Here is a 14576-nt window from a genome sequence, read left to right as displayed (position 1 = left end):
TTCTTTCATGTTGCATTTACTACTTGAACTCAGAAGATAGTTTATGTCTTACTGGTGTAATTCTCCTCTTTTGAATTTAATTTTAAGACAAAATGGTCGATAATACAGTTTAGGCAATAAAGAACAATTTTGTTGGCAAATACTAATTATCCACAGAAACCCACAAATGCCGGAATTTTGGACATGTAACCTTCACACAATGTTGTCCCAAAGGGAACGTTTACCAGTTACTTGTTAATTATAGTAATGGAAGCTATATTTCCAGCGAAATGCTTAATAAAAAGAAGCTTTGCTGTAATTATATGCTAATTGGTTGTAGCAACTAATATTTGGGTACATAAATTGGCATAATTTTAAAATCTATGGGAGAATCGATTTTACAACCTGATCATCCAGAAGTCCAAGGTGAGGAATTCCAAAAACTTCTCGAAATGGTCCGAGATATGATGGGAGAACTACATCATACTGCTTCCACCAGTGTTGAACTTAACCAGCTTGACATAACTAATGAATGGGCAGAAACTATTAAGAAAGGATTAGGTTCGCCTGTTATTTCTAATTTTCAGGCGTTAAAATCAATAGAAGAATCTATTATCAATATGATGCAAGAACAATTCATCGAATTTATCCAAACTAAGAGCCATCTCATTGATAGCGCTTATATAGTTTCAGAAAACAGCCTTCATTATGCAATTGTATTAAAAGAAGATACTATTAATAACGAGGGTGAAATACTCGAGTTCAAAATGGATTACGATGATACTCCCATTTCTCAACGATTCCCATTAGTTATTTCTTTCCCCAGTAAAGAACATCTGGAAGACGCAAGTTTAAGCAAAGAATTAACCGTTGGATAAGTCGGCCGACGAAGTACAAAAGCATTATAATCAAGCGATCCATAATTATAAATTCTTTTGTGAGGTCCATTCTAAACTCCCAAAAGCCTTTTATGATTGGAAAATCACTGTCTTGTTCTATACTGCTACGCATTTACTAAGGGCTTTAATGGCAGAAAATGAAATTGAAGTTTCCCCTTCCCATGCTGCCCTACGGAAAGCTATCAATCCTCAAGGAAGACAATCAAAGTATCCTGTCAAACGTCACTGCTACAATTCTTACAACGTACTTTACAATGCAGCCCAAGATGCCAGATATACCGGGTTTATTGATCCTAAAAATAGAACTAACTATTTAAAGAGTAGATTTTACAAATGCGAAAGAGCTATAAAATCTATTGATGGATACATGAAAAGCCAGGGATATAATAGCTTGATGCCCATCCAACAAGAATTTGAGTTTGAAGAGAAGTAATATCAATTATTAAGTATACTAATCCCCTCATCCTGTCCAATCTGAGAGATAATTGTCAAAGCAATTCAGATAACCCGTCTAATAAGTTTTGAAGGCATTAGTTGACACCTGCATAGCAAACCTACGTTATCAACTCCAGGAAATGGTCATAAAACATATCTGTAACACCCATCAGGGTGATTCCATTTGAGATGATACAAACTTCTCGCACATAAATAGGCGGGACACAACTAAAAACACTCAATAGATTGAGGAAAAGAGAAGAGATATAGGAAGAGTTAGAACGATACTAACAACCAATACTACCTGCATAGCTGTTTATTAAAACCATCCCCAAAATAAAAAAGCCCTGCAACTCAAGGAGTTACAGGGCTTTGCGTGGGACCGGCCGGAATCGAACCGGCGACACCGCGATTTTCAGTCGCGTGCTCTACCGACTGAGCTACAGTCCCGAGTGCAATAAGAGTTGCCAAATATAAAACCTTTTCCACTTTATCCAAAGCAGAAAACCGGATTTTTTGGAATTTCTTAGTCCCTTATTTTCACATCCCGCAGTCGCACCTGCAGGGTCCGGCGTCCGTTCCAGTGGTTCTCTTCCAGCGAGTAGGCAATATCCAGCTTTTTGTCGTCGCTGCTCCGAACTTTGGGCAGGCAATCATGCATATTAAAGCCGATCACATCAAAAGCACCGGAGCCGTTCTGTGAGACCTTCATCTTCAGGTGCCCCTTGCCTACAACCGTAGGAACACCCTCAACATCCACATCGCGGCTCACAAAAATGGGCCGCAGGTTGCCGGGGCCAAAAGGCTCGAACTGGCTCAGCAGTTTCCAGAATCCCATATCAACCTCGCTGAGGTCCAGGTCACAATCTATTTTAAGTTCGGGAATGAAATCCTGGTCCGACAGATTATCGGCCGCAATTTCATCGATACGGCGACGGAACTCCTTCAGGTTTTCTTCGCGAATCGTCAGTCCTGCGGCATATTCGTGTCCGCCAAACTGTTCGAGCAGGTCTTCACATTTTTTGAACGCTTCGTAGATATTAAAGCCATCAATACTGCGGGCCGAGCCCTTAATTTTACCGTCTACCGTACTCAGCATTACCGCGGGACGACCATAGGTATCAACAAGCCGGGAAGCTACGATCCCGATCACGCCCAGGTGCCAGTCGGGCTGGTGCAGCACCATCGACGAAACTTTGTCCAGGTTATAATCCTGGTCAACAATAGCCTGGGCCTCTTCCATCGTCTTGCTGTCTTTGTCGCGGCGAGCCACATTAATACTTTCCAGCTCGTTCGCCCGCGACCGTGCCTCCGTGCGAGTCTCAGAAATAAGCAGCAATACTGCTTTGGTAGCATCGCCCATACGTCCCGCCGCATTGATCCGGGGGCCGATAGAAAAGACGATATTAGAAGTACTGATAGATCCGATATCCAGATTAATAAGATCGAGCAGGGCCTTGACGCCCACCCGCGGATCGCTGTTAATCTGCTTGAGCCCCTCGGCCATAAGGATTCGGTTTTCATCCTGGATGGGCACAATATCCGAAGCAATGGAAATCGCCACCAGGTCCAGCAGCTCAAAAGCCATATCTTCGCTAAGGCCCAGCTTTTTGATGGTGCCCTGAATAAGCTTAAAGCCTACACCCGCCCCCGAAAGTCCGTCGAAGGGGTAGTTGCAATCTTTACGCTTGGGATCGAGAACAGCTACCGCATCGGGGATACGATCGCCCACATTATGATGGTCGCATATAATGACATCGATTCCGTGCTCTTTGGCCTGCTCTGTTTCTTCGACAGCGGTGATACCGCAATCTACCGACACAATAAGGTCGGCATCAATTTCAATAGCATAGTCAATTCCCTCCTGGTTAATCCCATAGCCTTCTTTAAAGCGATGGGGGATATAGAAATCGACATCCACTCCGAATCTCTTTAAAAAGATGAAGAGAATAGATGTTGAGGTGGTCCCGTCAACATCGTAATCTCCGTATACCAAAATCTTTTGTCCCTCGCGGATAGCTTTGGCCAGTCGTTCGGTGGCCTTATCCATATCCTTCATCAAAAAGGGATCATGAATTTTTGCTAGCTCGGGACGAAAAAATGATTTTGCTTTGTCATAAGAGTCTATACCACGTAACGCCAACAGGTGGGCTATTTTTTCGGAAACGCCCAGCTGTTCTTGTAAGGTTGATACAGTCTCTTCCTGTTCTGGCTCTGCATATACCCAGCGAAAAGACATAATTATCTGTTTTTTTCTTTTTTGTCATAAATAGACTCCCGGCGGTCAAACCGAACAGCTATACAACTGCCTGTAGCAGCGTTATTAATTCCATCAGTATTAAAATACAATTTCACGAACAAAATTCATCATTCGGTCTCACTTATTTCCGGAATCTTTCCAATTCACAACACTTTTTAATAAGCACAACGAACTACCAATTCTGCCGTTCTTTTTTTACCTTTGGATACTTTGCTTAATGAAAGTTTTTTCATGCCGGTGAAATTTTTTTGTCCTAATTTGCAATTATTGTTACCGGCTAACGTATTAAGGGTCAGCTGCCGACTACAGCTATAATACTGCCTTAGCGTTTGAATAAAAGTGTTAATGATTTAACCCCATTTACTATGCAATCTACTATGACAGCTAACGAAACAGATGCCGATATTAGTGAAAATTTTCCACTCTTTGGCAAGCTGCAAGATTATGAACACGAACAGATTGTTGTGTGCTCGGAACCCAGTTTAGGGCTCAAAGCTATTATTGCCGTTCATGATACCACACTTGGGCCTGCACTCGGCGGCGTTCGCATGTGGCCCTATAATAATGAGCAGGAAGCGATCCGCGATGTGCTTCGTCTCTCTCGCGGGATGACGTACAAAGCTGCTATTTCGGGATTAAATCTCGGCGGCGGAAAAGCAGTTATCATCGGAGATCCCCGCAAAGAGAAAAATGAAAGCCTCTTTCGCGCTTTCGGTCGTTATGTTGACAGTCTCGGCGGACGCTATATCACGGCCGAAGATGTTGGTATCAACGTGCAAAATATGGAGTGGGTGCGCATGGAGACTAAATATGTATCCGGCCTCCCAAAATCGATTGGCGGAAGCGGCGATCCTTCCCCTGTAACGGCGTATGGGGTGTATCAGGGGATGAAAGCCAGCGCTAAAAAGGCATACGGCTCCGACTCGCTGGAAGGCAAACGTATTGCTATACAGGGAGCAGGTCACGTAAGTTCTCACCTTGCTAAATTCCTCAGCAAAGAAGATGCAGAACTTTTTATCTGTGATATTTATGAGGATAAGGTCAATGCTGTTGCCGAAGAGACCGGTGCCAAAGTGGTAGACCCTGATGAGATCTACGGACTGGATGTTGACATCTTTAGCCCCTGTGCACTGGGCGGAGTAGTTAATGATGACACAATGGATCAGTTTAAGTGTGATATTATTGCCGGTGCAGCTAATAATGTACTTGATAATGAGGATAAGCACGGCCGGATGCTGCTCGATAATGATATTCTTTATGCTCCCGACTATGTCATCAATGCCGGTGGACTTATCAATGTAGCCAGCGAGCTGGAAGGCTATAACGAAGAGCGAGCTCACAAGCAGGCATCTAAAATTTATGATACTATTTTAGATATCCTCAACTACTCCGAGGATAACAACACTCCTACTTTTGTAGCGTCAAATATCCTGGCTGAAAAACGCATTGCAAATGTCGGACAGATCCACAATATCTATACATCCGACAGTAAATTTTCGGGCCATATCGGAGAACTCTACAAGAATAATGTGTAGTATATTCTACCGGTAATATTTTTTAGGGCGACCCAAATTTTTGGGTCGCCTTTTTTGTTGCACATACCCATTGAAAGCGAGATATTTATCCCCCTATGATTTCCAAAGACGATTTTATTACCAAAGACCGCCTTATTAAAGGCATTAGTAAAAACGGACATCTTAAAATTTCGGTGGTTAAGACAACAGATGTTGTCAAAACTGCTCAAAAGAAGCACAATCTCTCCCTTCTCAATACGGTTCTGCTGGGGCGTGCCCTTACAGCAACCGCGCTTATGGCCTCGGAGCTGAAGGGCGAAGAGCGCGTTAAGATGCGTATTGAGGGTAAAGGGCCTGTGGGCCTGCTGGCCGCCGAAGCCAATCGCGTAGGCGAAGTTCGCGGCTATGTTCAAAACCCACACGTTGAGCTCGACTACAGCAGAGAGGATGTAGATATCAGTGATGCTCTCGGTGTTGGGGTACTGACCTTCAGCAAAATACTTTATAACGAAGCCGAACCTCGAACAAGCAGCATTGAACTGATCAGCGGGAACGTCACTGACGACCTGGCCTACTATATGGTTCAGTCGGAACAGATTCCCTCAGCAGTACTACTTGATGTGGGAATGACCGACGAAGGCAAAGTAAACGAAGCCGGCGGACTTATCATCCAGCGCATGCCCGATGCTCCTGAAGGAACTATCGAAGAGCTGCAGGAAAAGATGCTGGAGTTTGAATCTATCGATACTCTGCTGGCCGAGGGTAACTATATTGATGATATTATGGAGATGGCGATGGATCCCATCGAAGTCAAAGAGCTGGATCGTCAGCCCGTAGACTTTTTCTGCCGATGCACCCGAGAACGATTTATCAATGCCCTGGCCATGCTCGGTTACGAAGATCTTAAAGAGATTAGTGACGAAGGGCAGGAACTGGTATGCCATTACTGTAATGAGCAGTATAATATCACTCAGGAAGAGATTGAAAAACTGTTGATGGAAACAAAGGCTAAAATGAATTAAGTAGATACTTTACTTTTTATGGCAGAGCGCAAGCATGTGGTCATTGTGGGAGGCGGATTTGGCGGCATCATGGCGGCCAAACAGCTCAAAAAAGCAGATGTTGATGTAACACTTATCGACAAGTCGAACCACCACCTTTTCCAACCCCTGCTATATCAAGTTGCAACAGCCGCCCTCTCTCCCGGCGATATTGCCGTACCCATTAGGGCTATCCTGGGAGAACATAAGGGCATGAAGGTACTGCTTGGCAACGTCATCAACATCAACAAAAAGGAACGCTATGTAGAGCTGGAAGAGGGCAGAAAAATCAGCTTCGACTATCTTGTTTTAGCCCCCGGTGCCCAGTACAACTATTTTGACAATGAGGATTGGGAAAAACATGCCCCGGGCCTCAAATCTATTGGTGATGCCCTGCAGGTACGGGAACGAATTTTACTCTCCCTGGAACAGGCCGAGCAGCTCGACGATCCCAAGCTCCGAGAGCCTTATCTGACGTACGTTATTATCGGCGGCGGACCTACGGGCGTGGAGATGGCCGGGGCCATCGGCGAAATTGCCAAGCGCAACATGATGCGCGACTACAGTACGTTCAGCAAAAATGAAACGCGTATTTTCCTGGTTGAGGCCGCTCCCCGTATTCTTAACGGCTATCCCGAATCTCTTGCCGAAAAGGCGCAGCAGACGCTCGAAGATATGGGCGTGCGCGTACTCACCGATACACCGGTGACTGATATCAGTGAAGATGAAGTAGCTTTCTCTGAGGGAGCTATTAAAACGCCCAATATCATATGGGCTGCCGGTGTTGCTGCTTCTCCTCTGTTGTCTGCACTGGATACCGATCAGGACCGAACGGGCCGGGTTAAAGTAACGGACGACCTTTCTATTCCGGATGATGAAAATATTTTTGTGATTGGTGATGCGGCCCATAAAAAAGATGAAGACGGCAATCCATTACCTGCCCTGGCGCCGGTTGCCATGCAGCAGGGAAAATATATTGGCAAGCTTATCAAGGGAGAAATTTCCGGCGAGCAGCGAACGCCCTTCTACTATACCGACAAAGGTACGATGGCAACCATCGGCCGTGCCAAAGCTATTGCCGATATTCGCGGCTTTAAGTTCAGCGGTTTCTTTGCGTGGATACTGTGGTCGATCGTTCACATTTTGTTTCTCATCGGCTTCCGGAGTCGGTTCCGTGTATTTGCAGAATGGATGTGGCATTATTTTACCTTCAAAAGAGGCGTACGCCTCATCACCGACCGTTTCACCGAAAAGGATTGATCCCCCAATACCGGACTGGCTACCAGATACTGGAAGCTGCTTACTAATTCTGACCTTTTCAAAGCTGAAAAGAGATAGCGTCAACCGTCAGAGACATTCAATCGTTAAATAGCGCGAGCGTCCCGCTCGTGCTATAAATGAAATGTGAAGTGACCAGTCAATTCCTCCTGTCCTTTCACTGGTGAGCGGACAGGCTATTCTCCAAGGAGGAATGACCGTAACATTTCAGTCACGAAACCCCTGGTCTTACTTAGTTGCTTTTCACTCAAAAGAACACCCCTCCCGCTACGCGGTACTCCCCTCAAGGGGAGATAATCCATTGCTCATTTTTATACTATACTGGCCATCCTCTGCCACTACGTTAAAACTTCGAGGCACATAGCTGCACCTCCTTCAATTTACACTCCCGGCCTCTCTCCGATAGTGCCACAACAAGGACTTTTTTTGCACTTTAACCTATCCCAGAAAACTACCTTTAAAAGGTTTTTAAAGCAGCTTGATTTTTATTTCACAACTATTAGGACCTTATAAAAACATCTGATATAGCAACCCATTCCATTTCAATTAACCATTGCGCTTTTAAGTAGTCTTATTGGGATCTCTTTGAAAAAATCGATACTCTGGCTTACAGGCTCATTAACCGTAGGCGAATTGCAGGCATAAAAAACATATCCTTATGAAAACCATACATTTCATTGCATTCCTTATAATTTTATGCAGCACAACGAATGTTTCTGCTCAAGACCAAAATATACGGCAGTATGGAATTGAGATCGGCGTACTGGAACCGGGTCCTCTGAATAGTATCACTGATGTTGGAGAGGTGCAGGTTGGGCACCAAACTATGATTGTAGGTAACCACATCCGTACCGGCGTTACGGCCGTTCTTCCTCATCCGGAAAACATTTTCCAACAGAAAGTACCGGCCGCTGTCTATATAGAGAATGGATTCGGTAAGCTGGCGGGTTCAACACAAATTAAGGAGCTTGGCAACCTTGAAACGCCCATCATACTAACCAATACCCTTAGCGTACCAACCGCTGCCGATGCTTTAATCGACTACACATTCAGTTTTGAAGAAAACCGTAATGTTCGATCTGTTAATCCTGTAGTTGGAGAAACGAATGATGGCTATCTCAATGATATTCGGGGACGGTATGTCACTAAGAAAGATGTACTCACAGCCATCAACAATGCAGAAGACGGTGTCGTCGAACAAGGCAACGTTGGAGCGGGCACCGGTACAGTGGCCTTTGGCTTCAAAGGCGGGATTGGCACTTCGTCGCGCAGGCTTCCTGAAAAGATGGGCGGATATACCGTTGGGGTACTCGTGCAAGCTAACTTTGGAGGTGTGCTCCAGGTTGCGGGCGTGCCCGTGGGCAAAGAACTGGACAAATACTATCTCAGTGATCGCCTTAATGAATCACCGGACGGATCCTGTATGATTATCGTGGCTACCGATGCACCCTTGGATGCCAGAAACCTCGAGCGGTTGGCAAAACGAGCAGCCCTGGGCCTGGCCAAAACGGGAGGTATTGCCTCTAATGGCAGTGGGGATTATATCATCGCTTTTTCTACTGCTGAAGAAAATCGCATTCCCTATCGAGCAACCGAAGCGGTCCAACAAAAGAGTGTACTGAGAAATAACAGAATGTCTCCCCTGTTTATGGCTGTAAACGAGGCCACGGAGGAAGCTATTATTAACTCCCTGTTCCATGCCCAAACTATGACGGGGCGTGATGGACATACAATTAATGAACTGCCGGTGGATTCGGTGCTTAAGCTTATGGAACGCTATGAAAGGTGATGAATGAGTTTCCAATCGATTATCTTCTTCACTTCTTTGTGGGCATGGTATGCGGATGAGATTTCTCACCGGCTTACAGCGGTTCGAAATGACATGTAGCTTATTTACTGCTCGAAATTATCAATTTTCCCAAAATAAAGAACTGGTAACGCAGATGTGAGTCAACATAGCAGGAGCGAGACGCTCGCGCTATAAGTGAAATGTGAAGAGATCATTCAATTCATCCTGTCCTTCCGCCGGTGAGCGGACAGGCTATTCTCCAAGGAGGAATGACCGTAACAATTCAGTCGCCAAACCCTTGGTCTTACTTAGTTGCTTTGCACTCAAAAACACCCCGCCCGCTTCGCGGTACTCCCCTCAAGGGGAGATAAAATAAGCCATCTATCCATACTGGATCCTGTCTTTCAAAATTCAAAATCCACCTTCGACATTCCTTTAATCACCACCTTACCCCCATTAAAAGATTTTTAGGAGAGATGGAAAGTTTTAAAAACTTTCCATCTCCAGCAAAATACAAGAATTGATAATATTAAACCCTGCTCTATACAATGCTAGGTAGCAAAGGAGCTGCCACAGCCACAGGTCTCAGAGGCATTGGGGTTGTCAAAGGTAAAGCCACGTGCATCAAGTCCATCGGGGTAGTCAACAGATATGCCCTTCAGGTACATCATGTGCTTGGGATCTACCACAATTTCAATTCCCTGGCTTACCACTACCTCGTCATCTTCAGTCTTATGGTCAAAACCGAGTTTATAACTTAGTCCTGAGCAACCCCCTCCTTCTACTGCAACACGCAGCTTAAGATCATCTTCCAGGCTTTCATCCTCACGAATATTACGCACCTGTTCGGCTGCACGTTCGGTCAGTGATACCGGAGGACCTGAGAATTCCACATCATCAGGGGTAGGTAATCCTTGAATACCGGTCTCACCATTATCATCCCCGGTATCCTCATCAACCAGGTCAGAAATCACATCATCTAAATTTTCTTCTTCAACAGGCATTACAATAGTTCAATTTAAAAATTAGGTCTCACCGTGCTATGAATACGTAAAATAGTCTACATTATCTTTGCGAAACAAGCTCAGGATATCGGCTGTTACTAGATCTACAAGCGTCCCTGAAGCTCTCGCCCTGGATACATCAACAAGCTGTGCGAATTTCTCAACAGTAATTTCGCCGTACTCATTCAAATAGCGAAACAATTTTTGCTCTTTGGGACCATACTCAAAAGTGACTCCTTCATCAGAATTCCTTTTCTCAATAATCTTAACAAGTTCCTCACTGGCTACCTTATTCTGATCCTTTTCCCGCATAAATACGGTTTCTTCATCTTCATCGTGCACAAAAACAGGTTTATTATCAGCCTCGGGTACTTTTATAACCAGCAGATCCCGGTCCCCAAAATGAACGATCTCAATCACAATATCCACTTTGGGGCGACAAAGTTCTTCCGTGGCCTTTTTAAGCAGATATTCTTGTTCCTGGTAACCCAGCACGCCCACCAGCGACTTGTCGTCATCCACACCGATCAGTAGCGTACCGCCTTGCGTGTTGGCAAATGCCGCTATTTCCCGCGCTATCTTGTATGCGGATGGGATGGTGCGTTTAAATTCCAAGTAAGTACCTTCGCCTGTCTGTGCCAAATTCTTGACATCCAGGTAATCCATCTCTGACAGTGAAGCCGTGCTTCGATTTTCAGAATACATAGCCGCTCCGTTTTTGGGTTCACTTGCTAACGAAGGTAAACACGAAATATTAAGTAATAATGAACAACCGGACGATAATTTCGAAGTCAACCAGCAAGTGGTGCTTCTATGACACCTCCTGCCTAGCTTTAGCAGTTCATGCCAAAGATTAACTATATCACGATCTCTTCTTTGGGATTTCGGGTCATAAGATCATAGAGCATATCTTTAGGATCTTCCTGCTCAAACAGCACCCGGTGCACCGCTGCCGTAATTGGCATTTCTACATTAAGTTTCTTACTCCATTCTAACACAGATCTTGTTGTTTTCACTCCCTCGGCAACCATATCCATGGTATCGATAATTTCGTCCAGGCTTTTTCCCTGGCCGATATTATAGCCTACAAAACGATTTCTACTGTGTTCACTGGTACAGGTTACAACGAGGTCGCCCATTCCCGACAGACCGGAAAAAGTATCTTGCGAGGCCCCCAGCTTCATGCCCAGGCGTTTCATTTCGTGCAATCCGCGAGTGATAAGAGCTGCCGTAGCGTTATCTCCGAGCTCGGCCCCGTCTACAATACCGGCGGCAATAGCCATAATATTTTTAACAGATGCTCCAATCTCTACGCCTATAATATCATAGTTTAAGTAAACCCGAAACATGGGTGTCAAAAAGGTCTGCTGAATATTTTCTGCCGTACGCTTGGAATAGGAGCTGGCCACAACGGTGGTAGGCTTAAACTTACTGACCTCTTCGGCATGGCTGGGACCTGATAACACGCCGATGTGATCATCAATAATTTTTCCTTCCAACACCTCAGACAACACCTGCGACATCGTCATAAAGGTGTCGTTTTCAATGCCTTTAGCTACACTAACAATTCTTTCATCCCCATTTAAGTAGGGTTTAATATTGGTGGCAATCTCACGCATGGTGTGCGAAGGGGTGGCAAAAACGACCATCTCCGGATCGTCAAAACACTCTTCGGGATCAGTAGAACACTCTACAGTATCCGGCAAAGTCACATCAGAGATATAGGCCGGATTGCGGTGCTGGTTATTGATACCGAATGCCACCTCAGATTCTCGAGCCCATAGCTGCACTTTATTTCCTGCACGGGCTAAAACAATGGAAAGGGCCGTACCAAAACTGCCGGCCCCGATAATAGTTATCTTTTTCACAATACTAGCTCTGGGATTGAGATTTTTCTTCTTTGTTCAACCACCCTACTGCCGGTTTAAAGGAACTTACCTGATTTTCTGTTCCGTTTAAGAGCCGCTTTATATTGCCCCGGTGTTTTACGATGATACCGAGACCGGCAAGGGCTCCAAAAATCAAGATACTTCCATCCAGTTCCCAGCCAAAGCCGAAACGAAGCATCACTAAAACCAGTGGATACACAAAAGCAGCCACCAGTGATGCCAATGATACATACCGGCTGGCTACCATCACAACGGTAAAAACGACTGCTGCAATTCCTACCGATACAGGCTCAATACCACATAGCATACCCGCCGCGGTAGCCATCCCTTTGCCACCGTCAAAGTTAGCATACAGTGGAAACATATGGCCAATAATTGCTGCAAGGCCACAGGTAATACTCAAGAAAGGATCAACGCTCCAAAAGTCGAAGAGGGCAACGGGACCTGAAGCAATATAATAGGCAAGCTGGCTTATCCAGAGCGAACTGGCAAAGCCTTTGAAAAAATCGATACCCAATACGGTAACGCCCGATGGCCAACCCAGCAAGCGAAATGTATTGGTAGCACCGGCATTACCACTGCCGTGATTTCGAATATCTACCCCCTTAACAAGCTTACCCACCCATATTGATGAGGGGATTGATCCAACCAGGTAACTTAACAGTAGTACAACACCAAGTGCTAGCATATAATGTGATTAATTGGAAGGTAACTGATCGCTCCTAATATAACGGATCAGAGTTTAATCTCGACTGAAATTTCAGAGAACTTTCGAATACAACTATACGTGCTCTTCGGCATGGTACGAAGATCGAACAAGCGGACCGCTTTCTACATGCCCTATCCCCAGCTCTTCTCCAATCTCTTTGTACTCGGCAAATTGGTCGGGATGCACCCACTCTTCTACCGGCTGATGCATCTTAGTCGGTTGCATATATTGCCCAATAGTCAACACATCCACATCGTGATCTACACAATCTTGCATCAATTCAATAACCTGTTCGCGCTTTTCGCCAAACCCAACCATAATACCGGTCTTGGATTTAATGCCCTGATCTTTCACGCGCTGCAACAGCTCCAGGGAACGCTCATAGGTAGCCTGTGGACGAATGGTTCGATACAGCTCGGGCACCGTCTCCAGGTTGTGACTCAATACATCAGGGGGCGTATCAATAACAATCTGCAGTGCCTCCCAGTCGCCTCTAAAGTCAGGAATTAATGACTCTATAGTAACCCCGTCAATGGCCTCGCGAAGCTGCTTGTGCGTTTCGGCAAAAATAGGTGCCCCTCCGTCTTTACGCTCATCTCGGTTCACTGAGGTCAACACAACGTGCTTGAGTCCCATTTTGACAGCAGCATCAGTTACGCGCCGTGGCTCATCCCAATCCAGCCCCTGCACCGGCCGGCCTGTCTTAACCGCACAAAACGAACATGATCGCGTACAAACATCCCCAAGAATCATAAATGTTGCCGTACCACGTCCCCAGCATTCGCCCATATTGGGGCAACGGGCTTCTGAACAAACGGTGTTCAGTGAATGTTTCTGGATCGTCTTCGAGACCTCTTTAAACTTTTTGCCGGATGGCAATTTTACGCGCAACCAATCGGGGCGACGCTTTGTAGTCTCTTTGTTGTCAACAACATTAAGTTCTTTGATCATGGTGCAAATATAATATTAATGGGGTGCAGCTTTTGTTGCAGAAGGGGTAAGATACGAAAATTGATCGTCCAGTTCAGGCAGGGAATCCACTTCTTTGATATCGATATCAAAGACTTCTCCGAAATGCTTTTTAAGATGTTCTTTAACTTCTTCTTCGTCAATTTTACGGCCCAAAAGCTCTTGCAGGCTTGTTACTTCTTTATCGCTAATACCGCAGGGCACAATATGATTAAAATAGTCCAGATCAGCATTCACATTAAAGGCAAAACCGTGCATAGTTACCCAACGTGAACAGCGGATACCCATGGCACAGATTTTTTGATCGCCTACCCAAACGCCGGTAAGTCCTTCAATGCGGCCCGCTTCTATGTCATACTCGGCACAAGTGCGAATAATAATCTCTTCGAGGTAGCGCAAATATTTGTGGATATCGGTAAAGTGCCGATCCATATCAAAGATAGGATAACCCACGATTTGTCCGGGTCCGTGGTAAGTAATATCGCCGCCGCGATCTATTTCGATAAATTCGGCATCGATATCGGCCAGCTCTGCCATACCCTTCAGCATATTGGCCTTATCACCACTCTTGCCCAACGTATACACATGGGGATGTTCTACGAATAATAGCACATCATTGCTTTCTTCGCCGGGCTTGTACAGTTTCTGCTTTTTGCGGCGCTTTAGCTTTTCATCAACCAAACGCTGCTGAATAGCAGTCTGTAAATCCCATACGGGCTTATAGGGAGCGGGACCTAAATCGTAAAATTCAACGGTATTCATAGTACCAATTAGGAATTAAAAATTAAGAATCAGGAATGAGGGACACTAT

Annotated in this window: 13 protein-coding genes and 1 tRNA gene; 6 read left to right on the top strand and 8 right to left on the bottom strand. The window is 45.2% G+C overall.

Annotated features, from left to right (window positions below):
- Positions 1–362 precede the first annotated feature (362 nt).
- Together G3569_RS03220 and G3569_RS03215 are read left to right on the top strand one after the other, a co-directional pair.
- Positions 363–857, top strand: coding sequence for a hypothetical protein (locus tag G3569_RS03220; protein WP_165266002.1), 495 nt, complete (start codon positions 363–365; stop codon positions 855–857).
- Positions 850–1311, top strand: coding sequence for a hypothetical protein (locus G3569_RS03215; RefSeq protein ID WP_165266000.1), 462 nt, complete (start codon positions 850–852; stop codon positions 1309–1311). The genes G3569_RS03220 and G3569_RS03215 overlap by 8 nt, the downstream gene beginning before the upstream one ends.
- 379 nt (positions 1312–1690) lie before the next feature.
- On the opposite strand, the gene G3569_RS03210 is transcribed toward G3569_RS03215, so the two are convergent.
- Positions 1691–1763: transfer RNA gene (locus G3569_RS03210), tRNA-Phe, on the bottom strand.
- A gap of 76 nt (positions 1764–1839) precedes the next feature.
- Positions 1840–3552: a single-stranded-DNA-specific exonuclease RecJ gene (gene recJ / locus G3569_RS03205; protein WP_165265998.1), complete on the bottom strand. Its 1713-nt coding sequence runs from the start codon at positions 3550–3552 to the stop codon at positions 1840–1842.
- A 386-nt stretch (positions 3553–3938) separates the two neighbouring features.
- Between recJ and G3569_RS03200 the strand changes: the two genes are divergently transcribed.
- From G3569_RS03200 to G3569_RS03185, 4 genes are all read left to right on the top strand, one after another.
- The gene (locus tag G3569_RS03200; RefSeq protein ID WP_240894592.1) at positions 3939–5108 is read left to right on the top strand and encodes a Glu/Leu/Phe/Val dehydrogenase dimerization domain-containing protein; all 1170 of its coding nucleotides are present in this window, start codon (positions 3939–3941) and stop codon (positions 5106–5108) included.
- Positions 5109–5203: 95 nt separating this feature from the next.
- Positions 5204–6109, top strand: coding sequence for an Hsp33 family molecular chaperone HslO (gene hslO / locus G3569_RS03195; protein WP_205720008.1), 906 nt, complete (start codon positions 5204–5206; stop codon positions 6107–6109).
- An 18-nt stretch (positions 6110–6127) separates the two neighbouring features.
- Positions 6128–7387: an NAD(P)/FAD-dependent oxidoreductase gene (locus G3569_RS03190; RefSeq protein WP_165265996.1), complete on the top strand. Its 1260-nt coding sequence runs from the start codon at positions 6128–6130 to the stop codon at positions 7385–7387.
- Positions 7388–8063: 676 nt separating this feature from the next.
- Positions 8064–9194, top strand: a complete 1131-nt coding sequence (locus tag G3569_RS03185) for a DmpA family aminopeptidase (protein WP_165265995.1) — start codon at positions 8064–8066, stop codon at positions 9192–9194.
- Positions 9195–9745: 551 nt separating this feature from the next.
- Here G3569_RS03185 and G3569_RS03180 read toward each other — a convergent pair.
- From G3569_RS03180 to lipB, 6 genes are all read right to left on the bottom strand, one after another.
- Positions 9746–10198 (bottom strand): HesB/IscA family protein, encoded by a 453-nt coding sequence (locus tag G3569_RS03180; protein ID WP_165265993.1) that lies wholly within the window; start codon positions 10196–10198, stop codon positions 9746–9748.
- Positions 10199–10234: 36 nt separating this feature from the next.
- Positions 10235–10903: an AlbA family DNA-binding domain-containing protein gene (locus tag G3569_RS03175; RefSeq protein WP_165265991.1), complete on the bottom strand. Its 669-nt coding sequence runs from the start codon at positions 10901–10903 to the stop codon at positions 10235–10237.
- Positions 10904–11055: 152 nt separating this feature from the next.
- Positions 11056–12066, bottom strand: coding sequence for an NAD(P)H-dependent glycerol-3-phosphate dehydrogenase (locus G3569_RS03170; protein WP_165265989.1), 1011 nt, complete (start codon positions 12064–12066; stop codon positions 11056–11058).
- Between the two features lie 4 nt (positions 12067–12070).
- Positions 12071–12775 carry a glycerol-3-phosphate 1-O-acyltransferase PlsY gene (gene plsY, locus G3569_RS03165; RefSeq protein ID WP_165265987.1) on the bottom strand — a complete coding sequence of 235 codons (705 nt, stop codon included), beginning with the start codon at positions 12773–12775 and terminating at the stop codon, positions 12071–12073.
- Positions 12776–12868: 93 nt separating this feature from the next.
- Entirely contained in the window at positions 12869–13747 is an 879-nt protein-coding gene (gene lipA / locus G3569_RS03160; RefSeq protein WP_205720007.1) for a lipoyl synthase, read from the bottom strand.
- Between the two features lie 15 nt (positions 13748–13762).
- Complete coding sequence (gene lipB, locus G3569_RS03155) at positions 13763–14527, bottom strand: lipoyl(octanoyl) transferase LipB (protein ID WP_165265985.1); 765 nt, start codon at positions 14525–14527, stop codon at positions 13763–13765.
- Positions 14528–14576: the final 49 nt, after the last annotated feature.

Origin of the sequence: Fodinibius halophilus, assembly GCF_011059105.1 — a bacterium.
GTDB classification, from domain to species: domain Bacteria; phylum Bacteroidota; class Rhodothermia; order Balneolales; family Balneolaceae; genus Fodinibius; species Fodinibius halophilus.
This window is presented reverse-complemented; position numbering and strand designations above follow the sequence as displayed.

What these genes read in the sequence shown, in the direction of transcription:
- lipB (WP_165265985.1), bottom strand. Translation starts at nt 14,527, where the DNA reads ATGAATACCGTTGAATTTTACGATTTAGGTCCCGCTCCCTATAAGCCC.
- G3569_RS03200 (WP_240894592.1), top strand. Translation starts at nt 3,939, where the DNA reads ATGCAATCTACTATGACAGCTAACGAAACAGATGCCGATATTAGTGAA.
- G3569_RS03180 (WP_165265993.1), bottom strand. Translation starts at nt 10,198, where the DNA reads ATGCCTGTTGAAGAAGAAAATTTAGATGATGTGATTTCTGACCTGGTT.
- G3569_RS03185 (WP_165265995.1), top strand. Translation starts at nt 8,064, where the DNA reads ATGAAAACCATACATTTCATTGCATTCCTTATAATTTTATGCAGCACA.
- recJ (WP_165265998.1), bottom strand. Translation starts at nt 3,552, where the DNA reads ATGTCTTTTCGCTGGGTATATGCAGAGCCAGAACAGGAAGAGACTGTA.
- lipA (WP_205720007.1), bottom strand. Translation starts at nt 13,747, where the DNA reads ATGATCAAAGAACTTAATGTTGTTGACAACAAAGAGACTACAAAGCGT.
- hslO (WP_205720008.1), top strand. Translation starts at nt 5,204, where the DNA reads ATGATTTCCAAAGACGATTTTATTACCAAAGACCGCCTTATTAAAGGC.
- G3569_RS03220 (WP_165266002.1), top strand. Translation starts at nt 363, where the DNA reads ATGGGAGAATCGATTTTACAACCTGATCATCCAGAAGTCCAAGGTGAG.
- G3569_RS03175 (WP_165265991.1), bottom strand. Translation starts at nt 10,903, where the DNA reads ATGTATTCTGAAAATCGAAGCACGGCTTCACTGTCAGAGATGGATTAC.
- G3569_RS03190 (WP_165265996.1), top strand. Translation starts at nt 6,128, where the DNA reads ATGGCAGAGCGCAAGCATGTGGTCATTGTGGGAGGCGGATTTGGCGGC.
- plsY (WP_165265987.1), bottom strand. Translation starts at nt 12,775, where the DNA reads ATGCTAGCACTTGGTGTTGTACTACTGTTAAGTTACCTGGTTGGATCA.